Genomic DNA, 24,718 nt, shown 5'->3' with positions numbered 1-24,718 from the left:
GTGCTTCGGACGCTTCGCCGTATGAAGGGGCGGAGCTTGGCGTTAGGACCGCCGGCGAACCTGTGAGACCGGATATGGACACCGAGAAGCCTCGAACGACGGAGCAGGCTTCCACTGGTGTCGCCGGCCTCGACGACATCCTCGCCGGCGGCTTCGCCCGCGACCGCGTCTACCTGCTGGAAGGCAGTCCCGGCACCGGCAAGACCACCGCCGCCATGAGCTTCCTGCGGGCAGGCGCCCAGGCCGGCGAGCGCACGCTCTACATCACCCTGTCGGAAACCGAGGAGGAGCTGCGCGACACCGCCCGCTCCCACGGCTGGGACCTGGACGGCGTGGAGGTCTTCGAGCTCGTCCCGCCCGAGAGCCTGCTCGACGAGCAGCAGCAGCAGAGCCTGCTCTATTCCTCGGACCTGGAGCTGGGCGAGACCACCCGGATGATCTTCGAAGCCGTCGAGCGCATCCGGCCGGGCCGGGTGGTGATCGACAGCCTCTCGGAGATCCGCCTGCTGGCCCAGAGCTCCCTGCGCTACCGCCGCCAGGTGCTGGCCCTGAAGCACTACTTCGCCCGCCGCGGCGCGACGGTCCTGCTCCTCGACGACCTGACCACCGACACCCTCGACAAGACCGTCCACAGCGTCGCCCACGGCGTCATCCGTCTGGAGGAGCTGGCGCCGGAATACGGCGCGGAGCGGCGGCGCGTCCGGGTCGTGAAGTATCGCGGCCGCAGGTTCCGCGGCGGCTTCCACGACTTCACCATCAAGACCGGCGGCCTGGAGGTCTATCCGCGGCTGATCTCCTCGGAGCACAAGACCCGGTTCTCCCGGGACCCGTTGCCCAGCGGGGTCGAGGGCCTGGACGAGCTGCTCGGCGGCGGCATCGAGCGCGGCTCCAGCTGCCTGATCCTGGGGCCCGCGGGCACGGGCAAGTCGCTCGTCACCTTGCACTTCGCGCTCGCCGCCATCCACCGGGGCGAGCGCGCGGCCCTGTTCGTCTTCGACGAGGAGCTGGGCCTGCTGTTCAACCGCGCCAAGTCCCTCGGCATCGACCTGGAGCCGCTGGTGGAGACCGGGCAGTTGCTCGTCCAGCAGGTGGACGCCGCCGAGCTGTCGCCCGGGGAGTTCACCGCGCGCGTCCGCCACTGCGTCGACGCGAGCGGCATCAAGACCGTCGTCGTCGACAGCCTCAACGGCTACCAGGCCGCCATGCCCGAGGAGCAGTTCCTCGTCCTGCACATCCACGAGCTCCTGCAGTACCTGAACCGCCAGGGCGCCTCGACCTTCCTCACCGTCGCCCAGCACGGCCTGGTCGGCGACATGAAGGCGCCGGTGGACGTCACCTACCTCGCCGACACCGTGCTCCTGCTGCGCTACTTCGAGGCCGCGGGCCAGGTGCGCCGGGCGATGTCGGTGATCAAGAAGCGCTCGGGCCAGCACGAGAAGACCATCCGCGAGTACGAGATCGGCGGAGAGGGCCTGATGGTCGGCCCGCCGCTCGTCGAATTCCAGGGCGTGCTGCGCGGGGTGCCCAACTTCGTGGGCCACGGCGCTGGCCTCATGGGCGAGCCCTCCGCATGACGATCGGCACGTCCGGCTCCGGGCGTGTGCTGGTCCTCGCCCCGCTCGGCCGCGACGCGGCCATCGCCCGGGCGATCCTGCAGGAAGCGGGGCTGACGGCCACCGTCTGCACCGACCTCTCGAGCCTCGTGGCCGAGCTCGACCACGGCGTCGGGGCCGCGCTCGTGGTGGAGGAGGCGCTGCAGGGCCCGGATTTTCCGGCGCTCGGCCACTGGATCGAGCACCAGCCGGCCTGGTCGGACCTGCCGATCGTGGTGCTCGCTCCGCGCGGCGGCGGGCTGGAGCGCAATCCCGCCGCCCGCCGGCTCTCCGGCGCGCTCGGCAACGTCGCCTTCCTGGAGCGGCCCTTCCACCCCACCACCCTGGTGAGCGTCGTGCAGACCGCCCTGCGGGGCCGCCGGCGCCAGTACGAGGCCCGCGACCGCCTGCAGGCCATCCGGGAGGCCGAGGAACTGCTGGAGCGCCGGGTGGAGGAGCGCACCGCCGAGCTGGCGTCCGCCAACAGCCAGCTTGCCGGCCAGATCGCCGAGCGCGAGCGCATGGAATCGGCCCTGCGCCAGTCGCAGCGCCTGGAGGCGGTCGGCCAGCTCACCTCCGGCGTCGCCCACGACTTCAACAACCTGCTGATGGTCGTGCTGGGCAACATCCGCCAGATGCAGAAGACCGAGGCCGATCCGGCCCGTCTCCGGCGCCTGGAGATGATCGGCCAGGCCGCGGAGCGGGGCGCCCAGCTCACCGCCCAGATGCTGGCCTTCTCGCGTCGCCAGAAGCTGGAGCCGCGGGTCGTGGACCTCAACGAGACCGTGGCCGGGATGCACGACCTGCTGCAGTCCACCATGGGGGGCAGTGTCCGGATCGAGACCCGCCTGCAGCCGGACCTCTGGGCGTCGATGATCGACCCCACCCAGATCGAGCTGGCGATCCTCAACCTCGCCATCAACGCCCGCGACGCCATGGAGGTGGGCGGCGACCTGCGGGTCGAGACCGCCAACGTCACCGTGGGCCCGCCCGAACGGCCGGAGGATCCGCCCGCCGGCGAGTTCGTCGTGGTCTCCGTCACCGACACCGGCTCGGGCATGACCGAGGAGGTGCGGGGCAAGGTGTTCGAGCCGTTCTTCACGACCAAGGAGGTCGGCAAGGGCTCGGGCCTGGGCCTGGCCCAGGTCTACGGCTTCGCCAAGCAGTCCGGCGGCGGCGTCCGCATCGAGACGGTCCCCGGCGAGGGCACGGCCGTGAGGATCTACCTGCCCCGCGCCACGGGCCAGCGCCCCGACGCGGCGGCCGCGCCGGCGGCCGAGCCGCACATCGCGCCCCGCAACGTCCGGGTCCTCGTGGTCGACGACGACAGCGCCGTGCGCGAGGTGACCGCGGGGATCCTGGGCGACCTGGGCTATGGGGTCATCGAGGCCGGCAGCGGCGGGGCGGCCCTGGACGTCCTGGACCGCGAGCCCGGCGTGGACCTCGTGCTGCTCGACTTCGCCATGCCCGGCATGAACGGCGCCGAGGTGGCGCGCGAGGCGCGCGCGCGGCGGCCCGACGTGCCGATCCTCTTCGTCACCGGCTACGCCGACACCGCGGCCCTGGAGGAAGCCGGCGAGGACGGCATCCTGCGCAAGCCCTATCTGGAGCGCGACCTGGCCGCCAAGCTGAAGGCCGCCCTGACCCCGCCCGGACGGACCTAGCCGGCGCCGAGGATGGCGCGGCGGCGGGCGAGGCTCTCCGGCGGCCATTCCTTCTGCATGTCGTAATAGACCTCGAACGCCCGAGCCCCCTCCGGCAGCCGCACCCACGGCAGCTTTGAGCGCGTGAAGATGTGCACGTCCGGGGGGAGCGCGGCGGGGTCATCCAGCGTCGTGGCGCGCAGGAAGCTCATCACCCTGCGGTCCCCGTAGTCGCTCCACAGCGTCGTGCCGCACGCCGTGCAGCGATAGACGAGGTGCGGCCGGCCGCTGTCCGTCGGCAGGCGGGTGGGCCGGACCTCTCCCGACTGCACCTCGATGCGGTCGGTCTCGATGAGCGCGTTGATCGCAAACGCGCTGCCCACCTGCCGCTGGCAGTCGGCGCAGTGGCAGCAGTGCACGAACATCGGGCCGCTCTTCAGACGGTAGCGCACCGCTCCGCATGCGCAGCCGCCGGCGAGACCAGCCATTTCGATCCCCGTTTGTTCCCGTGGCCGGACACTGGCGAAGCCCAGCTTCGCTGTCCAGCCTCTTCCCCTCCGCCCCGTTCCGGCGCAAGACTTAGGTGAACGGCGGTCACCCAACGGGCCGCCCCGGGGAGGACCAGCCATGGACGACGGCTCCATCGACGTGAAGCGCGCGGCGCGGGAAGCGGCCTATTCGATGCCGCTCGACCAGATCAATCCGGCCGACCCGGAGCTCTTCCGCACCGACACCATGTGGCCCTACTTCGAGCGCCTGCGGAAGGAGGACCCGGTCCACTGGGCGGAGTCCGGCTTCGAGGACGTCGGGCCCTACTGGTCGGTCACTAAGTACAACGACATCATGGCGGTGGACACCAACCACGAGGTCTTCTCGTCGGAGCCGACCATCGTCCTCCCCGACCCGGCGGAGGACTTCACCCTGCCGATGTTCATCGCCATGGACCCGCCCAAGCACGACGTGCAGCGCAAGACGGTCCAGCCGATCGTCTCGCCCAACAACCTTGCCTATCTCGAGCCGATCATCCGCGAGCGGGCGGCGAAGATCCTCGACGACTGCCCGATCGGCGAGGAGTTCGACTGGGTGGACAAGGTCTCCATCGAGCTCACCACCATGACGCTGGCGACCCTGTTCGACTTCCCCTGGGAGGACCGCCGAAAGCTCACCCGCTGGTCCGACGTGGCCACCGCCTCGCCGGACTCGGGCCTGTTCAGCTCCACGGATCCCGAGGTCGCCGAGCAGGAGCGCCGCGCCGAGCTGTTCGAGTGCGTCGACTACTTCATGCGGCTGTGGAACGAGCGGGTGAACGCCCCGCCCAAGCCGGACCTGATCTCCATGCTGGCCCACGGGGAGTCCACGCGGAACATGGACCGCATGGAGTACCTCGGGAACCTGATCCTGCTGATCGTCGGCGGCAACGACACCACCCGCAACACCATCTCCGGCTCGGTCCTGGCCCTGCACCAGAACCCCGACCAGGACCGCCGCCTGCGCGAGGATCACGGCCTCATCCCGTCGATGGTCTCCGAGACCATCCGCTGGCAGACCCCGCTCGCCTACATGCGCCGCACGGCCAAGCGCGACTTCGAACTGGGCGGAAAGACCATCCGCGAAGGCGACAAGGTCGCCATGTGGTACGTCTCGGGCAACCGCGACGAGGAGGTCATCGAGCGGCCCAACGACTACTGGATCGAGCGGCCCCGGGTGCGCCAGCACCTGTCCTTCGGCTTCGGAATCCACCGCTGCGTGGGCAACCGGCTCGCCGAGCTGCAGCTGAAGATCATCTGGGAGGAGATCCTCGCCCGCTTCCCGAAGATCGAGGTGGTGGGCCCGCCCCGCCGCGTCCTCTCCTCCTTCGTGAAGGGCTACGAGCGCCTGCCCGTGGTCATCCCGACGCGGAATTGACGCAGTCGTCCGGCAGGGTTTCAGTCGCACCGCTCAGGTCGGGGGACCGGAGGAGACGCACCATGATCTACGCCCCACTCGGCGCCGCCGCCCTGGCGCTTGCGCTTGTCGCCCTGCCCGCGCAGGCGCAGGACGGCGGCCGCCCGCTCAGCGCCCACCTGACGGGCACGGCGGAGAAGCCGAACCCCGGCGACCCCGACGGCTCGGGCCACGCGACCTTCCGCGTCAACGTCGGCCAGTCGCAGGTCTGCTGGGATCTGATGGTCGAGAAGATCGCCGCGGCCACCGCCGCTCACATCCACAAGGCCGGCCCCGACGCCGCGGGCCCGCCCGTGGTCCCGCTGACCGCCCCCGGCGCCGACGGCAAGAGCTCCGGCTGCGCCACGGCCTCGGCCGAGGTCGTGAAGGACATCCTGCAGAACCCCGGCGGCTATTACGTCAACGTCCACAACGCCGAGTTCCCGCCGGGCGCGATCCGCGGCCAGCTCTCCAGATAGTCCTCGGCAGGCGGCGCCTTAATGGCGCCGCTTGTTTCCCTATGATGGCAACCCCCCGCCGCGAGCGCACGTTTGCGCACGGCACTGGGGCGGTCTACCGGACGAGAGAGGTCTAGATGCTCAAGAAATTCGTGCTGCTCGGCGCTGCGGCGGCGCTCGCGGCCTGCACCACCGTTGATCCCTATACGGGCCAGCCGGTGCGCGACAACCGCGCCACCGGGGCGATCCTCGGGGCTCTGGCCGGCGCCGGCCTGGGCTACGCCACCAACACCAGCAAGAGCGAGGAAGGCCGCCAGAACGCGCTGATCGGCGCCGGCGTCGGCGCGCTCGGCGGCGCGGCCGTCGGCCACTACATGGACCGCCAGCAGGCGCAGCTGCGCGAACAGCTCCGCGGCTCCGGCGTCGACGTCACCCGCCAGGGCGACGACATCGTGCTCAACGTGCCCGGCGACATCACCTTCGCCTACGACCGCGCCGACATCCGGCCCGAGATGCGCGAGCCCCTCGAGAGCATCGCCCGCACCCTGCGCGACTATCCCTCCACCACCGTGGACGTGATCGGCCACGCCGATTCCACCGGCTCGGACGACTACAACCAGGCGCTTTCCGAGCGACGCGCCTCCTCGGTCGCCACCTATCTCACCGACCGCGGCGTGATGCGCGAGCGGCTGTACATCGCCGGCCGCGGCGAGAGCCAGCCGAAGGCGTCCAACGACACCGACGCGGGCCGCGCCCAGAACCGCCGGGTGGAGATCATCCTGAAGCCGCTGCGCGGCTAGGTCAGGCGCCGAACAGCCAGTCGCCGGTCAGGGAGGAGAGCTGGACGCCGACCAGCACCACCTGGCCGGCGACGCCCATGCTGACCACCACGTCGGCGCCGCTCTGCGCCACGCTGTAGGTCGTGCCCGGCAGCAGGTTCACCCGGTCGCCCTCGGCCCGGTTGAAGTCGAGGATCCGGTCGATCCCGGCGTCGGCGTGGCTGTGGAAGATGTCCGCGCCCGCGCCTCCGCTCAGGGTGTCGTCGCCCCGGTCGCCGGCCATCCAGTCGTCGCCCGCGCCGCCGGCCAGGGTGTCGTTCCCCTGTCCGCCGCGCACGATGTCCGCGCCCTCGCCGCCCTCCAGGGTGTCGGCGCCGAGGTTGCCATAGACGATGTCGCCGCCGGCCTCGCCGAACAGGCGGTCGTTGTCCTTGCCGCCGACCACCCAGTCGTCGCCGTCGCCGCCCCAGGCCACGTCGTCGCCCATGTTGCCGTGGATGTCGTCGAACGCCGCGCCGCCGGTGATGCTGTCGTTCCCCTCGTCGCCGCGCAGGAAGTCCTCCCCGTCGCCCCCGGCGATGGAGTCGTTCCCCAGCCGCCCGTAGATGGCGTTGGCCGCGGCGTTGCCGGTGACGGTGTCGGAGCCGGAACCCGCGATGACGTTCTCGATCACCGTGCCGTACGCCGTCGCGACGTTGCGGCTCCAGGTATAGGTGTTGGCCTCCGCGAAGGCCTGGTTGAGGAAGCTGGCGTAGCCGGCGCCGTAGATGCCGATCCAGTAGGCGGCCTGCGCCTGGCCCGACCAGTAGGCGATGCTCGAGAAGGCGCCGGGCGTCAGGTCCACGATCGAGGCGCGGCTGTGCGCCGACAGGTCGAAGGTGTCGATCCCGCCGGTGTCGTAGACGGTCTCGAAGATCGCGCTGGCCTGCGACCAGCTGTAGGTGCTGTCGCCGGCCCCGGCGGTGAGGTCGGCTCCGTACTTGGACTGGATGGCCACGATGTCGAACAGCATCGGCGTGGACGGCATGACCAGGGCGCCTCGCCATTCGATCCCGCCCGCCGTCGCCGAGACGGTCTTGAGGTAGGCGTCGCCGGCGTCGTCGTACGACATGATCGTGTAGCGCTGGTTGTCGTACTCCGCCGGCAGCGTGGTCTCGCCCTCAAACGGGTGCTTGAGGCCGAGCGCATGGCCCAGTTCGTGGATCAGGGTGTGGAAGTCGTCCGTCGTCGGCGTGAAGGCGCTGGGCTTGGTGGACTCGTCGAGCCAGATGTCACCCGCCCAGGTCGGGCCCAGGCCGAAGGTCGGCGCGCCGTAGGCATAGGCCACGGCGCCCTCGGCGAAGTCGTCCACGTCGGTGAAGGCGACGCGGATCTGGCCCGGCGTCTGCTGGTCGTTGGTCTCGCTGAAGCCCGGGGCGATCAGCCGGTCCCAGGCCGCGATCGCGGTGCGGAAGGCGACCGCCTGAGCCGCGTTCAGCACGCCGTAGTCGGCGTTGTCCTGCTCGTCGCCCGCGGGATAGCCCGCCCAGGTGCTGCCCAGGCCCGGAATGCTGAAGGTGATGGTCGATCCGACCCATTCGCCGGGCTCGACAAGGGAGGAAATGATCTGCTGCGTCGTGATAGGCAAGGCCGCCCCCGCGGTGGAAACGGCCCCAGCCTACCCGAAATCCTTTCCAGAACCTCCCCCAGCCGGGGGAGGCGCAGCGTCGCGCCGGCTCAGAGCCCCAGCACCATCTTGGCCATGATGTTGTGCTGGATCTCGTTCGACCCCGCGTAGATCGAGGTCTTGCGGTAGTTGAAGTACATGGGCGCGACGGTGGCCGCATAGTCCGGCCCGGCGCGGGCCACGTTGGTCCGCCCGTCCAGCTCGGCCCAGGTGTCGCGCACGAAGGGCTGGGCGTAGATCCCCGCCGCCTCCAGCGCCAGCTCGGTCATCGCCTGCTGCATCTGGCTGCCTTCCAGCTTCAGCATGGAGGAGACCGCCCCCATGGCCTCGCCGTTCGCCCGGCCGGCGAACACCCGCAGTTCGGTGGCGTTCAGCGTGCCCATCTTGATCTCGATCTCGGCCAGCTTCCGCCGGAAGTCGGGATCGTCGATCATCCGCCCGCCGCGCCCGTTCTGCTCCACGGCCGCGATCTTCTTGACCTTGTTGAGCATGTTGGAGAGGCCGGGCGCATAGGCGTTGCCGCGCTCGAACTGCAGCAGGTACTTGGCGTAGGTCCAGCCCTGGCCTTCCTCGCCGATGCGGTTGGAGACCGGCACGCGGACGTTGTCGAAGAAGACCTGGTTGATCTCCTGGTCGCCCTCCGGCGGGCCGTCGAGCGTCGGGATCGGCACGATCTGGATGCCGGGCGTCTTCATGTCGAGCAGCAGGAAGGAGATCCCCTGCTGGCGGATCGCCTCGTTGGAGGTCCGGACCAGGCAGAACATCCAGTCCGCCCACTGGGCGTAGGTCGTCCAGGTCTTCGAACCGTTGAGGACATAGTGGTCCCCGTCCCGCTCGGCCTTCAGCGCCAGGGAGGCCAGGTCCGAGCCGGAGCCGGGCTCGGAATAGCCCTGGCACCACCAGACGTCGGTGGAGAGGATCTTCGGCAGGTGCTGGGCCTTCTGCTCCGGCGTGCCGAAGGCCATGACCACGGGCGCGCACATCCGCAGGCCCATGTTCGAGGTGGAGGGCGCCCCGGCCAGCGCCATCTCCATGTCGAAGACGTACTTCTTGCCGAGGCTCCAGCCCGTGCCGCCGTACTCCACGGGCCAGTCGGGCGCGATCCAGCCCTTCTCGTGCAGCCGCTTCAGCCAGCGGACCTGGCCGTCCTTGTTGATGTGGCCGTTCTTCGACTGGGCCATGCGCGCGCGCATGTCGTCGTCGAAGGCGTCGGCGATGAAGGCCCGGACCTCGTCCCGGAACGCGAGGTCCTCAGCGGTGAACTCGAGGTCCATGGCCATGGCCCATCACCCCACGCCGTCCAGGTATTCGACGTTCGGCGCACCCGCGAGCACGCCCATGAACTTCGGACCCGCCGCCTTGAAATAGGGCGTGCCGCCGTGGTGCTTCAGCGCGTCCTCGTCCTTGTAGAGCTCGAGCACCTTGTAGGTGTTGGGCTCGGTCCGGCTCTTGGTCAGCTGATAGGCGATGTTGCCGGGCTCGTTGGCCCGGACCTGCTGCTGCAGCTCCCCGAAGAAGGTCTCGAACTCCTGGCCCTTGCCCTCCTGGATCTTCAGCGTCGCGATCACCCCGATGGTCATGCCGTCCTCTCCCAACGTTTGTTTGAAGGGCCGACGGTAGAGGCGGCGCCCGGCGTCGGCAAGCGCGTCCCTAGGGAAGGGCGTCCTTTCCCGCACGTTGGCGCAAGCTGGATCGCACAAGACGGAGAACCACGGAATACACGGACCAGACGGAAAGAGGCGGCGCCGAGAGAGCCTCAGCCGGGTTGCCCATCGGGATCGCGCGCCTGCGGCGCGCAGACGATCATCGCGAAGCGGAGCAAATAGCCCGCCTTCCCTGTGGTCCGTGTAGTCCGTGGTTCCTGAACTGCGGCGGAGCCCGCGCCCCGGCCGTCGCGAGGATGGGCGGACCCTAGCTGCGTTCGTTCCAGCCGTAGGCGACCCAGTGGTGGCCGCCGAGGTGGCGGGCCTCGATGATCCCGTCGGCGCGCTGGCGGGCCCGGGCGGTGCGGCGGGCGCGCATGGCGAGGCCGGCGAACGCCAGCAGGGCCGAAGCCATGAGGGCGATCACCGCCACGGTGGCGGCGAAGAACACCGCGAGCACGACGCCCACCACCACCGCCGCGGCGGTGGCCAGCGTGGCGCCCACCACAGCGAGGCTGCGGAGCGCGGATCCGTGGCGGGCGGCGAAGTCTTTCACCATGGCGTCCTCACGTGGGCCCTCTGGGCAGGGCCTTGAACCAACTATGTCGGCCTGCGGGTCCCGGCCGTCAATAATCTATGAGGGTTAAGACCCGTTTTGGGCTGTCATGCCGCCCCTTCGAGCGCCCAGGCCCGGCGCTCGCGCATGATGGCGTCGAAGGCGGCGTTGATCGCGGCGGCCTTGGCCTCGGCCACCTCGATGAATTCGCTGGGCAGGCCCCGGCCTCGGGCCCGGTCCGGGTGCGCCTCGGAGAGCTGCGCCTTCCAGGCGGCGCGCACCGCCTCGTCGGTCGCGTCGTGGGCGACGCCGAGAACGGCGTAGGGATCGTCCTTCTCCGCGCCCAGGTGGATGGCCCTGATCCGGCGGAAGGTCAGCGGGCTCTGGCCGAACAGCTCCGACACCCGCTCCAGATAGGCGAGTTCGTCGGCGGTCACCGCCCCGTCGGACGTCGCCACGTAGAACAGGCCGTCCAGCACGTCCTCGAGGATCTGCGGACAGTGGCGGTAGCGCTTGGCGAGCCGCCGCGCGTAGCTCTCGAAGCCGCGGGTGGTCTGGCGGGCGAGCTGGTACAGCCGCCGCACATTGCCCTGGCTGCCGTCCTCCGGCTGGAAGACCTGGGCGAAGGCGGAGTATTCGTCGGCGTGCGCGTTGCCGTCGGCCTTGGCGAGCTTCGCGCCGAGCGCCGTCACGGCCGTGGAGAAGGCCGGGTCCTCGCCGGGCAGCCCGGGCGGGCATTCGGCGCATTCCGCCTCGTCGAGGTTGCGGACCGCCAGCCCCGCGATTTTACGCCAGAAGCTCATCGGAGTAAGTCCAGCCTTAAGACCATGGCGCCGCCATGACAATTCATCGGGACGTTAAGTTTTGGACAGGCGGTGGAGTTTCTGGATCGATCGCGGCGGCACCTTTACCGACGTGATCGGCAGGGCCTCCGATGGTCTTGAGACCTCCACAAAGCTTCTTTCCGCCTCCCCAGCCTATACGGACGCGGCCGTCGAAGGGATGCGCCGCCTCCTGGGCGCGGGTCCGGACGAGCCCTTCCCGGCCGGCCGGGTGGACGCCATCAAGATGGGCACCACCGTGGCCACCAACGCGCTCCTGGAGCGGGCCGGCGCGAAGACCCTCCTCGTCACGACCGAAGGCTTCGCCGACGCCCTGGTGATCGGCGACCAGTCCAGGCCTGCGCTCTTCGCCCTGGTCATCCGCCGGCCGGAGCCGCTCTACGCGGGCGTGGTCGACGCCGACGAGCGGCTCGCCGCCGACGGCTCCGTCGTCCGCCCGCTCGACCGTGAGGCCCTCGCCACGAAGCTCCGGGCCGCCATCGCCGAGGGCTATGCGTCCTGCGCGGTCGCCTTCATGCACTCGGACCTGAACCCGGCGCACGAGCTCGCCGCCGGCGAGCTGGCCCGCGAGGCCGGCTTTCCCTTCGTGGCGCTCAGCCACGAGGTCTCGCCCCTGCCCCGCTTCGTGCCGCGGGCCGAGACCACCGTCGCCGACGCCTATCTCACCCCGATCCTCCAGGCCTATGTCCGCCGCGTGGCCGACGCCGTGGCCGGGGCGCCGCTCTATTTCATGACCTCCGCCGGGGGCCTGGTGCGCGCCGGGGCCTTTCGCGGCCGCGACGCCGTGCTCTCCGGCCCGGCCGGCGGGGTGGTGGGCGTCGCCCGCACGGCCCGCCAGGCCGGCCGCGACGCCGTTCTCGGCTTCGACATGGGCGGCACCTCCACCGACGTCTGCCGCTACGCCGGCCGGCTGGAGCGCCGCGACACCGCCCGTGTGGCCGGCGCGCGCCTGCGCACCCCGATGCTGGACGTGGAGACCGTGGCGGCCGGCGGCGGCTCGGTGCTCACCTTCGACGGCATGCGGGCCCGGGCCGGTCCCGCCAGCGCCGGCGCCCAGCCCGGGCCGGCATGCTATGGCCGGGGCGGACCTGCCGCCGTCACCGACGCCAACCTCGTCCTCGGCCGCCTCGACCCGCGGCGCTTCCCGCAGGTGTTCGGGCCTGACGGCGACGCGCCGCTGGACGCCGGCGCCGCCCGCGCCCGCCTCGCCGAGCTGGCGCAGGCCATGGGAGCCGACAGCGTCGAGGCCGCCGCCGAGGGCTTCGTCGCCGTGGCGGTGGAGCAGATGGCCCAGGCGGTGCGCCGGATCTCCACCGAGCGCGGCTTCGACCCCCGCGAGCACGCCCTCACCGCCTTCGGCGGGGCCGCCGGCCAGGTGGCCTGCCAGACCGCGGAGGCGCTCGGCGTCACCGAGGTGCTCTGCCCCAGGTACGGCTCGGTCCTCTCCGCGTGGGGCATCGGCCAGGCGGACGTCACCGCGCTGCGGCAGGCCGGGCTGGAGCAGCCGCTCTCGCCCGAGGGCCTGGCCGCCGCCACGGACCTTCTCGACGGGATCGAGACCGAGGCCCGCAGGGCGCTCGCTGATCAGGGCGCGGAGGCGGGCGCCGTCCGTCGGACGCTACGCCTGCGCTACGACGGCGCCGACGCCGAACTCCCCGTGGAGGCCACGGACGCCGGCTCCGCCAAGGCCGCCTTCGAGGACGCCCACCACCGCCTCTTCGGCTTCACCGAGCCCGGCCGGACGATCCTCATCGCCGCGGTCGAGGCCGAGGCCACCTCCTCCGCTCATCCCCGCGAAAGCGGGGACCCAGGCTTTTTCCGTCCGGCGGGACCCCAAGCCGCCGAGCAGGCCGACGCGCCGCAACCATCAGAACACCTGGGTCCCCGCTTTCGCGGTGATGAGCGGGTTTCCATGTACGCCCTCGGCGCCTGGCATGACGCCCCGGTCATCCCCGCCGACACCCTCACCGCCGTCGATGGTCCCGCCCTGGTGGTCCGCCCCGACACCCAGATCGCCGTCCTGCCCGGCTGGCGCGCCACGGCCGACGCCGACGGCCTGGTGCGCCTTACCCGCACCAGCGCCGCCCAGACGCAGCAGATCGCCCTCGACCGGCCCGATCCGGTCACCCTGGAGCTGTTCAACCGCCGCTTCATGGGCGTCGCCGAGGCCATGGGCGCGGCTCTGGAGCGCACGGCGCATTCGGTGAACATCAAGGAGCGGCTCGACTTCTCCTGCGCCCTGTTCGACGCCGACGGCGGCCTCGTCGCCAACGCCCCGCACATGCCGGTGCACCTGGGCTCCATGGGCGCCAGCGTCCGCGCCGTCCGCGACCGCCACCCGGTGCTGAAGCCCGGCGAGGCCTACGCCCTGAACAACCCCTACGCCGGCGGCACCCACCTGCCCGACATCACCGTGGTCATGCCGGTGTTCATGGCGGAGACGGACGCCCGGCCGGCCTTCTACGTCGCCGCCCGCGGCCACCACGCCGACGTGGGCGGGGTGCAGCCGGGGTCCATGCCGCCGTTCTCGACCACCATCGAGGAGGAGGGCGTCCTGCTCGACGCCCTGCCGATCATGCGGGAGGGCCGCTTCCTGGAAGCCGAGACCCGCGGCGCGCTCGCAGCCGGCCGCTTCCCGGCCCGGGCGCCGGACCGCAACCTCGCCGACCTCAAGGCCCAGATCGCCGCCTGCCAGGCCGGCGCGGCGGCCGTGGCCCAGATGATCCGCACCTACGGCCCGGAGGCGGTGGCCCGCTACATGGCCTTCGTCCAGGAGAACGCCGCCCAGTCGGTCCGCCGCGCGCTCGGCCGGCTCTCGGACGGCGAGGCCCGCGTGCCGATGGACGGCGGCGGCGAGATCGTCGTCCGCACCACGGTGGACGCCGCGAACGGCGAGGCGGTCCTCGACTTCACCGCCTCGGCCGATCAGCTGCCCTCCAACTTCAACGCCCCGTCGGCGATCGTCGACGCCGCGGCCCTCTACGTCTTCCGCACCCTGGTGGACGACGACATCCCGCTGAACGCCGGCTGCCTGAAGCCGCTGAAGATCCTCACCCGCGACGGCTCCATGCTGGCGCCCCATCCCCCCGCCGCCGTGGTCGCCGGCAACGTCGAGACCAGCCAGCACGTGGTCGACGCCCTCTATGCCGCGCTCGGCGTCATGGCCAACGCCCAGGGTTCGATGAACAACTTCACCTTCGGCGACGAGGCCCGGCAGTACTACGAGACGATCTGCGGCGGCGCCGGCGCGACGGCGAATGCGGACGGGACCAGCGCCGTCCACACCCACATGACCAACTCCCGCCTCACCGATCCGGAGATCCTGGAGCGCCGCTTCCCGGTCCGGGTGGAGACTTTCGCGATCCGCCACGGCTCCGGCGGGGCCGGCGCGCGCAGGGGTGGCGACGGCGCGGTGCGGCGCGTCCGCTTCCTGGCGCCCATGGAGGCCGCGCTGCTATCCTCCCGCCGTGAGCACGCGCCACAGGGCCTGGCCGGCGGCGGGCCCGCCCTTCCCGGCCGGCAGCGTTTGCTCGCCGCCGCGGGCGAGGCTACTGAACTTCCTGGCTGCTTCTCCGTTACAGTGAAGCCAGGGGACGCCATCGAGATCGAGACCGCGGGGGGCGGAGGGTTCGGTCGCGTGGGCTGCCCGAAAATCGCTGAATTTCAGGATGATGACTGACGGTATGACCGCGCTTGCACTTGCTCTGGCCCTGCTGGCCCAGGACCCCGCCGCCGCCACCGTGACCACGGCCCCCGCGCCGGCCGCTGCCGAGGCTCCCGCAGACACCCACCCGACCGGCGCGCCGAAGGAGGACTATCCCTTCGTCGCCTGGTGCTACGGGGCGCTCCGCGGCTACCTCGACCTGCACGACGAGATGCTGCCCGAGGTCCGGCGCATCGAGTCCGCCTACCGCCCGCCGAACCGCAGCCTCGCCGAGGACATGAAGGTCTACGCCGACCAGCAGACCTACGGCCAGGCCAAGCTCAAGGACTTCCAGGCCGCGATCACCGCCGCCGAGAAGGCCAGCCTGCGCCCGATCAACCAGCAGGGCGCCGCCGCCGTCCGCCAGGGCCGCGCCATCTGGAACGCCGGGCCCGAGGTGAAGAAATCCACCGTCGCCCAGATGTGGATGAGCTGGGCCCTGCCGGCCAAGTGCGAGACGGTCGCCGCCGACCTCGAGAAGCGCGCGGCCCTCATGGGCGCCACCTTCAAGGTCAATGCGCTCGAGGAGGAGGCCCCGGCGGCGGAGGCGGCGCCGGCCGAGACGCCCGCCAACTGAGCCCTCCTTTCCGCCCGCGGCGGAAGGAAGTTCGCAAACTCAGTATACTGAACGGCGTTCAGTCGCCTTTCGTTAAGCGGTGGGCGGCTACGGCTTAGCCTATGTTGGCGTTCGTTCTTGCGTACGTGGCGGGCATCAATGCCGCTGCGCTGGCCGTGTTCGCGGCCGACAAGCGCAACGCCCGCAGCCGTAAGCGCCGGTTCCGCGAGCGCCACCTCCTGGCGCTCGCCGCGCTCGGCGGCTCGCCCGGCGCCGTCGCGGCCCAGCGGCTCCTGCGCCACAAGACGCGGAAGGAGCCGTTCCGCACCTGGCTCGGCCTGATCGTCTTCGTCCAGCTCGTGGCGGTCTGCGGCTGGCTGGCCTACCGGCTCATGTAGGCCGCGAGCCTCGCCAGGCCCTCGGCGTTCTTCTCCGGCCGGGCGGCGAAGCACCAGCGCAGCCAGCCCTCGCCCTCCGTCCCGAACGCCGAGCCCGGCGCGAGCCCGAGCTTCGCCTCGGCGATCAGGGTGCGGGCCAGGTCCACCGAGTTCTCGCAGCCGGCGATGCGGAAGAAGGCGTACATGCCGCCGTCCGGCTCCGGCGCCTCGACGCCCGGAATCTCGCGCAGGCCGCCCAGCACCTGGTCCTTCGCCGCCGTCAGCTCCGCCCGCAGCGCGGCGATCCAGGGCTCGCCCTCCTCCAGCGCCGTGACCGCCGCGTGCTGCACGAAGTCGGGCGCGCAGGAGGTGTTGTACTCCAGGAGGACGCCCACCGGCTCGACCAGCGCCGGGGGCAGCACCATCCACCCCAGCCGCCAGCCGGTCATCCGCCAGGCCTTGGAGAAGGAGTTGACGCTGATCAGCCGGTCCTCGGGCTCGGCCAGCTCCAGGAACGAGGCGGCGTGGTCGCGCCCGAAGGTCAGCCGCTCGTACACATCGTCGGCGACCAGCCAGATCCCGTAGCGGCGGCAGCGCTCCAGGATCGCCGCCCGGTCCGCCGCCGGCAGGGTCCAGCCGGTGGGGTTGTTCGGCGAGTTCAGGAACAGGGCGCGGGTGTCGGGCGTCAGCGCATCCATCAGCCGGTCGAGGTCGAGCCGCCAGCGCCCCTGCGCCGCCTCCACCGCCAGCGTCTCCACCTGGCCCGACAGGATGCGGGGGATCTCCGCGACGTTGGGCCAGACCGGCCCGGTGACCACCACCCGGTCGCCCGGCGAGACCACCGCCTGGGCGGCGATCATCAGCCCGCTGACGCCCGCCGAGGTGACCGCCAGCCGGTCCGCGTCCACAGGCCGCCCGTGCAGCCTCGTGAGATAGGCCGCCAGCGCCGCGCGCAGCTCCGCCCGGCCGAGGTTGTGGGTGTAGTAGGTGCGGCCCGACATCAGGGCCTCGGCCGCCGCGCGGCGCACCGGCTCCGGCGTCGGCAGGTCGCCCTCCCCGAACCAGAACGGCAGCACGTCGGCCCGCCCCAGCGCCGCATTGGCCACGTCCCGGATCTGGGACGATCGAAGGGCCAGGACCTCGGGGCGCGCGACGGGCGGGTACATGGGGGCTGCTACCCCGCCGCCCGCTTCTGCGCCAGGGCGCAGCAGGCGGCCGAGCCGATCGGCCCCTGCTCGTCGTAGAGCAGGCACTCGCCGATGCCGACGCCGTCGGTGGAGCCGTGGTTGATCACCTCGAAGCCGACCCACTCCGTCGCGGGCTCGCGGTGCAGGTACACGGTGATGTCGGTGTTGATGTACTCCAGCCCCTTGTCGCCGGCGTTGGCGAAGGGGCTGGCGAAGTCGGCGGCCACCGCCACCCGGGTGAACGGCGTCAGCGGCCGGCCCTCGACCAGCTCGCGCACCTCGCTCATCCAGGTCTTCCGCGGCCCCACGGTGCCGAAGGCGCCGGTGATCGGCCGCATCGCCCACATCCCGCCCATGCCCATGCGCGGGTCCTGCGGGACCGGGATGTCGGCCGGCTTCGGCGCGTCCCAGGTCTCCGGTTTCCAGACGGTCCCCGTGGTGGCCTCCGTGCGCCGCAGGAGCTGGCAGGTGGCCCGCCCCGCCGAGACCCCGCCGGAGACGAACTCCGCGTCGATCACCTTGATCCGGTAGCCGTCGCGCACCACCCGCGTGGTCACCTCCACGGGCGACAGGTCCGGCAGCCGGTACATGTCCACGGTCAGCCGCGCGGGGATGTATTCCGGCCCGCCGTACAGCCGCTCGATCTCGTGGCCCAGCAGGCCGATGATCACCCGCCCGTGCAGCGAGTTCGGATTCCACGGTCCGCGGCTGGCGGGGGTGGGGACGTAATGGTCCCCGTCGATTCGAAAGAAAGGTTCGTTCTGCATGGGGCGGGACCATGCCGGACGTTCCCGGGCGCCAGCAACCCTCTCCCCCTGGGAGAGGGATTCAGCCCAGTGCCGGCTCGGCGTCGGAGTCGACGGCAGGGTCCGGTTCCTCGCCGCGGGCGAGGATGGCGGTCACGGCCATGTCGCCGGTGACGTTGCCGACGGTGCGGAAGATGTCCGGGATCACCTCCACCGCGATCAGGATCGGCAGGAGGTCCAGCGGCAGGCCCAGGACGAGGCAGATCGGCCCCGTGGACATGAAGAACGACACCTGGCCCGGCAGGCCCACCGAAGCCACGCTGACCGCCAGCGCGATGATCACCGCGCCCAGGTACTGCACCGCGGTGGGCTCGATCCCGTAGACCTGAGCCACGAAGATCGCCACGCCCAGGTTGGCGACCGGGCTGGTCAGCTTGAACACCGAGACCGCCAGCGGCAGGACGAGGCCGGTGATCCGGTCCGGCACGCGCAGCTGGTCGCGGCTCTGCTCGATCATCGCCGGCAGGCAGGCGATCGAGGACTGGGTGGCGAAGGCCGTCACCTGCACGGGCCCCAGCGCCCGCAGCCACTGGCCGAGCGGCACGCGCCCGATGACCACCGCCGCGGACAGCGCCACCAGGATGATCCCCACCTGCGCCAGCACCACGGCGGCGATGTAGTGGCCGATGATCCCGGCCGCCCCGACCCCGGCCCGCAGGCCCACGCCCAGGCACAGCGCGAACACGCCCACCGGCGCGGCCCACAGCACCCAGCGGACGATCTCCACCATGGCCGCGGAGATGGAATCGAAGAACTCCGTCAGCGCCCGGCGACGCGGCTCGGCCAGGCGGGTCACGGCGAAGGCGAAGAAGCCGGCGAACACCACCAGCGGCAGGATGGAATCCTCGGCGGCGGCCTTCACCGGATTGGTGGGGGCCAGGGCCTTCACGAACTCGCCGAAGCTCGGCGTGGCCTGCACCTCGGCCGGCGGCGGCGGCGCCCCGGCGGTGAGCGCCGCGGCCCCGGCCTCGCTCACCGGCCAGACCGCGTAGAGCCCGTTGCTGAACAGGATGCTCCAGGCGCAGCCGATCAGCAGGAAGCCCAGGAACCAGGCCAGGGCCCGCACGGCGAGCCGGCCGGTCGCCGCCGCGTCGGCGACGCTGGCGATGCCCACCACCAGCACCGAGAACAGGAGCGGCACCACGGTCATCCGCAGGCCGTTGAGCCAGAGCGTGCCGATCGACTCCACGCCCTCGATCAGCCCCCGCAGGCCGTCGCCTCCGTAGGCCGCCGCGGCCGCGCCCAGTCCCAGCCCCGCCACGAGCGCGATCAGCACCCGCACGCTCAGCGATCGCAGCATGTGTGGAATGGCTCCCGGCCCCGTCGAACCGTGGACCGTATCTCATCCGGCCAATGCAGCGAACTTCCTTTCCCACCGCGGGTGGGAGAGGGGACCGTCGGCCGAGCGCGAGTGGTCCCCCTCTCCCACTTGGTGGGAAGGGGGCGCCTCCCTACGGCTTCAGCACCACCTTGATGCAGCGGTCCTGCTTGTCGCGGAACATCTTGTAGAGCTCCGGCCCCTTGCCGAGCGGGGCCACGTGGGTGACCACGAAGGTCGGGTCGATCTCACCCTCGTCGATCCGCCGCAGCAGGTCGTCGGCGTACTTGCGCACATGGGTCTGGCCGGTGCGCAGCGTCAGGCCCTTGTTCATCAGCGCGCCCATCGGGATGGCGTTGCTGAGCCCGCCGTAGACGCCCGGCACCGAGACCCGGCCCGCCGCCTTGCAGGCCATGATCGCCTCGCGCAGGGCCACCGGCCGCTCCGTCTCCAGCTTGAAGGCGGTCTGCACCCGGTCGATCAGTTCCAGCACCGCCGTGGGGCCATGCGCCTCGATGCCGACGGCGTCGATCACCACGTCCGGTCCGTGCCCGTCGGTCATCTCCTTCAGGGTGTGGATCACATTGATCCCCCGACGGTCGAGGGGCTCGGCGCCCAGGCGCGCGGCCATTTCCAGCCGCTCGGGGACGTCGTCGATGGCGATCACCCGCTTGGCGCCCATCACCTTGGCCGACAGCACGGTCATCTGGCCGACCGGGCCCAGGCCCCAGACGGCCACCGTGTCCTCGGGCCCGACGTTCACCTGCTCGGCCGCCTGCCATCCGGTCGGCAGGATGTCGGACAGGAACAGGTACTTCTCGTCCTCGCCGGCCTTGGGCACCTTGATGCAGGTGGTCGCCGCATAGGGCACGCGCAGGTACTCGGCCTGGCCGCCGGCGTAGCCGCCCGTGATGTGTGAGTAGCCGAACAGCCCCGCCGTGGTGTCGCCGAAGAAGGCCATCGCTAGGTCGGCGTTGCGGTTGGTCGTCTGGCAGGCCGAGAAGTTCTGCTTCAGGCACTGCTCGCACTCGCCGCAGGTCATCTGGAACGGGACGACGACCCGGTCGCCGACGTTCAGGCCCCGGGCCTTGGCCTCGGCGCCGACCTCGACCACCTCGCCCATGGGCTCGTGGCCCAGGACGTCGCCCACGCACATGGTCGGCACGAAGCCGTTCATAAGGTGCAGGTCCGAGCCGCAGATGCAGGTCGAGCTGATCTTGATGATGGCGTCCTTCGGGTCCTCGATGATCGGATCGGGGACTTCCTCGCAGCGCAGGTCCTTCTTCCCCTGCCAGCAGATCGCTTTCATGGTCTTTGGCTCCTACTCGCAGTTGCGCTTGACGGTGCTCATGCGCACCGCGGTGACGAGGTCGAGCGCCGTGACGGCGAGCACCAGCCCCAGCGCCGCCTTGGCGTTGCCGCGCTTCGGGTTCTCCGGCTTGTCCAGGGAGGCCAGCACGGCGATGTCGCAGAGGTCGCCGGCCACCCGGGCCCACAGCATCTCCGACTTGGTGGGATCCCCCGCCAGGGTGAAGCCGGTCCACAGCTCGCGTGCGCCGAACAGCGCCTGCACGACCGGCGCGGAGGACTCCACCCCGAGCGTGCGCTTCACGCTGTTGGGGAACAGCAGGCCCCAGAATCCGAGCCCGATGGCCGTCTGGCCGATCATGTACGAGAGCTGCGGCGACACGGCCGGCTTCGCGCGCACCCGGTCGGCGAAGAGGCTGGCGCGATGCTGGCCGATCGGCAGGGTCATGGGCGACGGCGCGCCGAAGCTGCGCCGTTCGGCGGGTCTGGAAGAGGTCTCGGGGCGCGCCGCGCCGGGCGCGGTCCCCCTGGCGCTGTAGGTGTCAGCCGCGGTCATGAATGGCTCCCGTCGAGTCCCCCGACGAGGGCCCAAGCGGCCACGCCGCCCGAATGTTCCAGCCTTGGCTTTTGAAAGACTTAGCGTCGCCGGTGCGGGTGCAGCATGTGCTCGGTGCCCCGCTGAATCGCCTCGTAGCACTCGCAGGATGTGCGCTCGAGCGCCGTCCGGTCCTCCACCGTGATCTTGCCGCGGACATAGGAGATCACGCCGCGCGCCTGCATCTCCGAGGCGATGGCGGTCACCGTGGTCCGCTGCACCCCAAGCATGATCGACAGGTGCTCCTGGGTGAGCGGCAGCAGGTCCGAGGCGAGCCGGTCCTGGGTCAGGAGCAGCCACCGCGCCAGCCGCTGCTCGGCCGAGTGCAGGCTGTTGCAGGCCGTCGACTGCGCCGATTGGATGATGGTCGCCTGGGCGTGGTGGACGATGCAGCGGGTGAGCTTCGGGCTCGCCTCCGCCGCCTCGCGCAGCCGCTCGAGCGGCAGCCGCCAGGCCCGTCCGCTCACCTGCACGATCATCCGCTCGTAGGAGATAGGCGAGCCCAGCGCGTGCAGCAGGCCGTAGCCGCTCTCGCGCCCGATCGTGCGGCTCTCCACCTGGGCGCCGTCGCGCATGACGGTGACGATCGACAGGATGCAGTCGATCGGCAGGTAGACGTCGACGATCGTCTTGCCGGCCTCGTCCAGCAGCTCGTTGCGCTGCAGCGCCACCTCGGCCAGGTGCGGCCGAAGCGCCGCGAGGTCGCCGGGTTCAAGACTGTCCAGGAAGTGGTTGCTCCACGCCATGGCCTTCACAACGCAGAACCCAGGCCGTCGGGTTCAGACGCGACGGGGCGAGGGAACGGCGGCCTTCCTGGGTTGGTTCAGGGGACTGTCCTGTTCCTGAAGACATGGTCTGACCTTGAGCGATCCCTTCTCCGAACCGATGACCGTGACCGCCGTGGACGGCGAGGTCGTGGTCCTGGGCCCCGATGCGGTGGGCGTCTCCCTGACCCCGGATTCCGCCGAGGAGTCGGCGCGCCGGCTGCTCCGTTGCGCCGAGGAGGCGCGCCGCACGGGAACCGGCCCCCGCGACGAAATGGCCTGAGGCGCTATGTCGGAAGGCGGGCAGACGCGCTCGTCTCACGTCGGTATCCCTGTGCGCGGACGGGGAAGGAAACGTGGGCGAACTGCTTCTTTATGCGCTGGACGAGGCGGGCGAGACCGCCTTCGCCGAACAGCTGCCGGCGGCTGAGCGGGGCAACGCCCGGGGGCTGGCCGAGGCCAGGTTGCGCGACCACCACGCCGTCGAGGTCTGGGACGGGCCGCTCTGCATCCTGCGCCTGCGCCGCCGGCCGGCGGCGACGGCCTGAGACACCAAAAAGCAAGCCGCGGGGCGGATCGAACCTGCGCCTCAGCCGTTATCCCAGCTCACCCCAAAGGAGAGCCGATGGCGCACGCCCGCAAGCAGCTACCCGTTTTCCCCGGCGCCGGCGAGCTCCGCTACCGGGGTTTCAAGGGCCAGGTGGACTACGAGATCCTGGGCGAGCCGGCCAGCCTCAGGCTCGGGCCCGCGCGGCTGCGGGGCTCCATCATCGCCACGCCGGAGATCGCCGCCGAGGCGTTCCGCGAGGGCGAGGGCGTGCTGACGCTGGAGAACGGCGCGACGTTCCGTCTCGTGATGCTCGGCCACACGACCGGCAGCGAAAAGGCCTACTTCGAGATGCGGGTCTAGCCCGCCGCGGCTTCGCACACATGCGCGGCGGGGACGCCGGCCCGCGCCAGGGTGAAGACCAGCAGGTCTTCCTCCCAGAGTTCCGCGCACTGGCCGTCCGGCCGCTGGGCGAGAAGCTCGCCGGCGCGCTGGATCGCCTCTTCGCGGGTCAGGTCGGGCAGAACCTCGAAATGAGGAACGCCGCTCGACGATCTGTGCACGTAGCAGAGATAAGGCATGACGGACTCCCTCGATGCTGGCGGGAGCTGACCCTTGTGACGGGCCCTGTCTCTCGGTCGCCGGCGGCCAGACGCCACAGCCGACGATGAGGCATTGTGCGCCCGCGATCCGCCGATCCCAAGCGAATTCAGGTTCTCCCTGAATATTCCCGGCCGCGCGGACACTAAGTCAGGTACCCGCCATAGCAGCCAGCTTAACAATTGCTGACCGCCGACTAGGGGAGGATGGTCGGAGACTTAACCGGCTCTCGCCTGGTAGCGCACGGAGAGCGCCGCGCCGGCGTCGCCCACGTCGGCCTCGCGCAGCCGCCGGGCGACCTCGTCGAGCGCCAGGATCTGCCGGTCGAACCGCGCGACCTCCTCGCCCTGCTGCTGGACGATCCATGTCCCGGCCTGTTCGATCACCTCGAACTTCATCGAATACGCCCCTAGGTACTACGGGACGTGCGATAGGCGGCTTCGGGTTAACACACCAACTGCGTGCAGCCCGCGACGCCTGCTACCGGTTGTCGCAGGCGCGAACTATCGCATAGCGCGAACCGGGACCTCCACGTCGCAGACACTGAAGTCCGCCCCCCTCGCCGCCTTCAGCTCGCCGACCCGGCGGGCGAACGCCGGCCCGCGCTCGTTCAGCACCTCCAGCGCCGGCCGCTCCGCGGGCGGCAGGTCGGCGGCGACCCGCACCCGCACCATCCGGTCGGGGTCGGCCGGCGGCTCGCCCACCTTGATCGCGCGCACGACGTCCAGCCCCTGCACCACCCGGCCCCACACCGCGTAGTCTCCGTCGAGCCGGCGGGCCGGAGCGCGCATGAAGAAGATCTCGGAATTGGCGGTGCCGGGGTCGGCCTGCCGGCCCATCCCCACCACGCCCGCGCAATAGGCGCCCCAGGCCCGCACCAGCCGGTCCGGGGCGCGGGCGGCCTCGGCCTCCGACACCGCCTCGAACGGCGCCGAGCCCACGAACCCCGCCACCCCGTCGCTGCGGCGCACGACCACAGCCTGCGGCCCGCCGGGCGTCAGCTTGAAGGTGAACTCCGGCGGCAGGTCCGGATGCCTGGAGGTCCCGCCATCCCTGTTGTCCGGGTTGCCGGTCTGGTCGACGAAGCCGTCGATCACCCGGTGGAACAGGAGGCCGTCGTAGACGCGCTCCCGCGCCAGCAGCTTCACCCGCTGCACCGCCAGCGGCGCGAATTCCGGCCGCATCTCGACCACGATCCGCCCCTTGGACGTGTCTACCACCAGGGTGTTCTCCGCCGCCAGCGGCCGCCAGTCGGACGGCGCGGGCGCCTGGGCGGAGAGCAGGATGGCGGCGGCGGCGAGCACGGCTCTCCTCATCGAATCTCCCCCTCTCCCGTTTGCGGGAGAGGGTAGGCTGAGGGCGGCGCCGGCGTCACGTCATGAACCATCGTGGGCCCCGGATCCGCGGGTCCCGCCCGAGCGCCCGGCTCCAGGTCCTCCGCCGCCCTCATCCCGGCCCTCTCCCGCTCGCGGGAGAGGGGGATGCTCTCAGAACTTCCGGCAGAGCACGTCGCGCAGCACCGGGGAGCGGCCCACGATCTGGCCCTCCGGCCCCAACGCCCGCGGCGCCCGCTCGCTGGAGTCGAAATAGACCGCGGGCCCCAGGCCCTGCCGGCGGCAGAAGCTGTTGGCGCCGTTCGAGCCGGCCGCCAGGTCCATGCCGCGCACGGTCGGCCGGGCGAAGAAGACGCTGTGCGCGCCCTCCACGCCGCGGGTGTCGGGCCGCCCGCCGCCGGGGCCCCAGCCGCCGCCCGGCCGGTCGTCGTCCCAGCCGGGCCGTCCCTCGCCGCCGCCACGGCCGACGGGTTCGAGCGAGGTGATCCGCTCGGCCAGGGCCAGGGTGTTGAGCTCGGGGA

Annotated in this window: 27 protein-coding genes; 11 read left to right on the top strand and 16 right to left on the bottom strand. The window is 71.3% G+C overall.

The genetic code is table 11. The annotated features are described in order from the left end of the window. Positions 1-74: 74 nt before the first annotated feature. Both V7Z97_RS06370 and V7Z97_RS06365 read left to right on the top strand, forming a co-directional pair. Positions 75-1,574, top strand: coding sequence for an ATPase domain-containing protein (locus V7Z97_RS06370; RefSeq protein WP_334162194.1), 1,500 nt, complete (start codon positions 75-77; stop codon positions 1,572-1,574). Continuing rightward, entirely contained in the window at positions 1,571-3,256 is a 1,686-nt protein-coding gene (locus tag V7Z97_RS06365; protein WP_334162192.1) for a response regulator, read from the top strand. Before V7Z97_RS06370 ends, V7Z97_RS06365 begins: the two co-directional genes overlap by 4 nt. On the opposite strand, the gene V7Z97_RS06360 is transcribed toward V7Z97_RS06365, so the two are convergent. Further along, entirely contained in the window at positions 3,253-3,723 is a 471-nt protein-coding gene (locus V7Z97_RS06360; protein WP_334162191.1) for a GFA family protein, read from the bottom strand. The two genes, V7Z97_RS06365 and V7Z97_RS06360, sit on opposite strands and share 4 nt — an antisense overlap. A 139-nt stretch (positions 3,724-3,862) precedes the next feature. On the opposite strand from V7Z97_RS06360, the gene V7Z97_RS06355 reads away from it, so the two are divergent. The 3 genes from V7Z97_RS06355 (at position 3,863) to V7Z97_RS06345 (ending at position 6,416) form a co-directional block, all read left to right on the top strand. Beyond that, on the top strand, positions 3,863-5,140 hold the full coding sequence (locus V7Z97_RS06355; RefSeq protein ID WP_334162190.1) for a cytochrome P450: 1,278 nt from the start codon (positions 3,863-3,865) through the stop codon (positions 5,138-5,140). Between the two features lie 62 nt (positions 5,141-5,202). Then, entirely contained in the window at positions 5,203-5,637 is a 435-nt protein-coding gene (locus tag V7Z97_RS06350; RefSeq protein WP_334162188.1) for a CHRD domain-containing protein, read from the top strand. 116 nt (positions 5,638-5,753) lie between these two features. After that, on the top strand, positions 5,754-6,416 hold the full coding sequence (locus V7Z97_RS06345; protein ID WP_334162186.1) for an OmpA family protein: 663 nt from the start codon (positions 5,754-5,756) through the stop codon (positions 6,414-6,416). Position 6,417: 1 nt separating this feature from the next. Here the strand turns inward: V7Z97_RS06345 and V7Z97_RS06340 are convergent, their stop codons facing one another. The 5 genes from V7Z97_RS06340 to V7Z97_RS06320 form a co-directional block, all read right to left on the bottom strand. Then, the gene (locus V7Z97_RS06340) at positions 6,418-8,022 is read right to left on the bottom strand and encodes a M10 family metallopeptidase C-terminal domain-containing protein (protein WP_334162185.1); all 1,605 of its coding nucleotides are present in this window, start codon (positions 8,020-8,022) and stop codon (positions 6,418-6,420) included. A gap of 89 nt (positions 8,023-8,111) precedes the next feature. After that, positions 8,112-9,335 carry an acyl-CoA dehydrogenase family protein gene (locus V7Z97_RS06335; protein WP_334162329.1) on the bottom strand — a complete coding sequence of 408 codons (1,224 nt, stop codon included), beginning with the start codon at positions 9,333-9,335 and terminating at the stop codon, positions 8,112-8,114. A 12-nt stretch (positions 9,336-9,347) separates the two neighbouring features. After that, on the bottom strand, positions 9,348-9,641 hold the full coding sequence (locus V7Z97_RS06330; protein ID WP_334162184.1) for a putative quinol monooxygenase: 294 nt from the start codon (positions 9,639-9,641) through the stop codon (positions 9,348-9,350). Positions 9,642-9,972: 331 nt separating this feature from the next. Then, positions 9,973-10,263: a hypothetical protein gene (locus tag V7Z97_RS06325; protein WP_334162182.1), complete on the bottom strand. Its 291-nt coding sequence runs from the start codon at positions 10,261-10,263 to the stop codon at positions 9,973-9,975. 104 nt (positions 10,264-10,367) lie between these two features. Then, entirely contained in the window at positions 10,368-11,063 is a 696-nt protein-coding gene (locus V7Z97_RS06320; RefSeq protein WP_334162181.1) for a DnaJ family molecular chaperone, read from the bottom strand. 61 nt (positions 11,064-11,124) lie between these two features. Between V7Z97_RS06320 and V7Z97_RS06315 the strand changes: the two genes are divergently transcribed. From V7Z97_RS06315 to V7Z97_RS06305, 3 genes are all read left to right on the top strand, one after another. Beyond that, the gene (locus V7Z97_RS06315; RefSeq protein ID WP_334162180.1) at positions 11,125-14,781 is read left to right on the top strand and encodes a hydantoinase B/oxoprolinase family protein; all 3,657 of its coding nucleotides are present in this window, start codon (positions 11,125-11,127) and stop codon (positions 14,779-14,781) included. 4 nt (positions 14,782-14,785) lie between these two features. Then, positions 14,786-15,382 carry a hypothetical protein gene (locus V7Z97_RS06310; protein ID WP_334162178.1) on the top strand — a complete coding sequence of 199 codons (597 nt, stop codon included), beginning with the start codon at positions 14,786-14,788 and terminating at the stop codon, positions 15,380-15,382. A gap of 101 nt (positions 15,383-15,483) precedes the next feature. Then, a complete protein-coding gene (locus tag V7Z97_RS06305; protein WP_334162177.1) occupies positions 15,484-15,759 on the top strand; it encodes a DUF1294 domain-containing protein in 276 nt (91 codons plus the stop codon). Here the strand turns inward: V7Z97_RS06305 and V7Z97_RS06300 are convergent. The 6 genes from V7Z97_RS06300 to V7Z97_RS06275 form a co-directional block, all read right to left on the bottom strand. Then, positions 15,744-16,904 (bottom strand): pyridoxal phosphate-dependent aminotransferase, encoded by a 1,161-nt coding sequence (locus tag V7Z97_RS06300; protein WP_334162176.1) that lies wholly within the window; start codon positions 16,902-16,904, stop codon positions 15,744-15,746. The two genes, V7Z97_RS06305 and V7Z97_RS06300, sit on opposite strands and share 16 nt — an antisense overlap. Before the next feature lie 8 nt (positions 16,905-16,912). After that, positions 16,913-17,692, bottom strand: a complete 780-nt coding sequence (locus tag V7Z97_RS06295; protein WP_334162174.1) for a thioesterase family protein — start codon at positions 17,690-17,692, stop codon at positions 16,913-16,915. 61 nt (positions 17,693-17,753) lie between these two features. Beyond that, the gene (locus tag V7Z97_RS06290; protein ID WP_334162173.1) at positions 17,754-19,031 is read right to left on the bottom strand and encodes a dicarboxylate/amino acid:cation symporter; all 1,278 of its coding nucleotides are present in this window, start codon (positions 19,029-19,031) and stop codon (positions 17,754-17,756) included. A gap of 151 nt (positions 19,032-19,182) precedes the next feature. Then, on the bottom strand, positions 19,183-20,358 hold the full coding sequence (locus tag V7Z97_RS06285) for a zinc-dependent alcohol dehydrogenase (protein ID WP_334162171.1): 1,176 nt from the start codon (positions 20,356-20,358) through the stop codon (positions 19,183-19,185). Positions 20,359-20,370: 12 nt separating this feature from the next. After that, on the bottom strand, positions 20,371-20,913 hold the full coding sequence (locus V7Z97_RS06280) for a hypothetical protein (protein ID WP_334162170.1): 543 nt from the start codon (positions 20,911-20,913) through the stop codon (positions 20,371-20,373). 80 nt (positions 20,914-20,993) lie between these two features. Next, a complete protein-coding gene (locus V7Z97_RS06275; protein WP_334162169.1) occupies positions 20,994-21,698 on the bottom strand; it encodes a Crp/Fnr family transcriptional regulator in 705 nt (234 codons plus the stop codon). Positions 21,699-21,813: 115 nt separating this feature from the next. Here V7Z97_RS06275 and V7Z97_RS06270 point away from each other — a divergent pair, with 115 nt between their 5' ends. The 3 genes from V7Z97_RS06270 to V7Z97_RS06260 all read left to right on the top strand — a co-directional run bounded on the left by V7Z97_RS06270 (position 21,814) and on the right by V7Z97_RS06260 (position 22,626). Further along, positions 21,814-21,999 (top strand): hypothetical protein, encoded by a 186-nt coding sequence (locus V7Z97_RS06270; protein WP_334162168.1) that lies wholly within the window; start codon positions 21,814-21,816, stop codon positions 21,997-21,999. 73 nt (positions 22,000-22,072) lie between these two features. Then, positions 22,073-22,264, top strand: a complete 192-nt coding sequence (locus V7Z97_RS06265) for a hypothetical protein (protein WP_334162167.1) — start codon at positions 22,073-22,075, stop codon at positions 22,262-22,264. A 77-nt stretch (positions 22,265-22,341) separates the two neighbouring features. Beyond that, positions 22,342-22,626 (top strand): hypothetical protein, encoded by a 285-nt coding sequence (locus V7Z97_RS06260; RefSeq protein WP_334162166.1) that lies wholly within the window; start codon positions 22,342-22,344, stop codon positions 22,624-22,626. Here V7Z97_RS06260 and V7Z97_RS06255 read toward each other — a convergent pair. The 4 genes from V7Z97_RS06255 to V7Z97_RS06240 form a co-directional block, all read right to left on the bottom strand. Beyond that, positions 22,623-22,844, bottom strand: coding sequence for a hypothetical protein (locus tag V7Z97_RS06255; protein ID WP_334162165.1), 222 nt, complete (start codon positions 22,842-22,844; stop codon positions 22,623-22,625). The two genes, V7Z97_RS06260 and V7Z97_RS06255, sit on opposite strands and share 4 nt — an antisense overlap. A 237-nt stretch (positions 22,845-23,081) precedes the next feature. Next, positions 23,082-23,261: a hypothetical protein gene (locus V7Z97_RS06250; RefSeq protein ID WP_334162164.1), complete on the bottom strand. Its 180-nt coding sequence runs from the start codon at positions 23,259-23,261 to the stop codon at positions 23,082-23,084. A 105-nt stretch (positions 23,262-23,366) separates the two neighbouring features. Next, a complete protein-coding gene (locus V7Z97_RS06245) occupies positions 23,367-24,179 on the bottom strand; it encodes a peptidylprolyl isomerase (protein WP_334162163.1) in 813 nt (270 codons plus the stop codon). Between the two features lie 171 nt (positions 24,180-24,350). Further along, positions 24,351-24,718: hypothetical protein (locus tag V7Z97_RS06240; protein WP_334162162.1), on the bottom strand; the 368-nt coding region annotated here is incomplete at its 5' end.

It is taken from the genome of Phenylobacterium sp., assembly GCF_036821595.1.
Classification (GTDB): domain Bacteria; phylum Pseudomonadota; class Alphaproteobacteria; order Caulobacterales; family Caulobacteraceae; genus Phenylobacterium.
The sequence above is the reverse complement of the archived record's forward strand: the minus strand, read 5'-3'. Positions and strand labels throughout refer to the sequence as shown.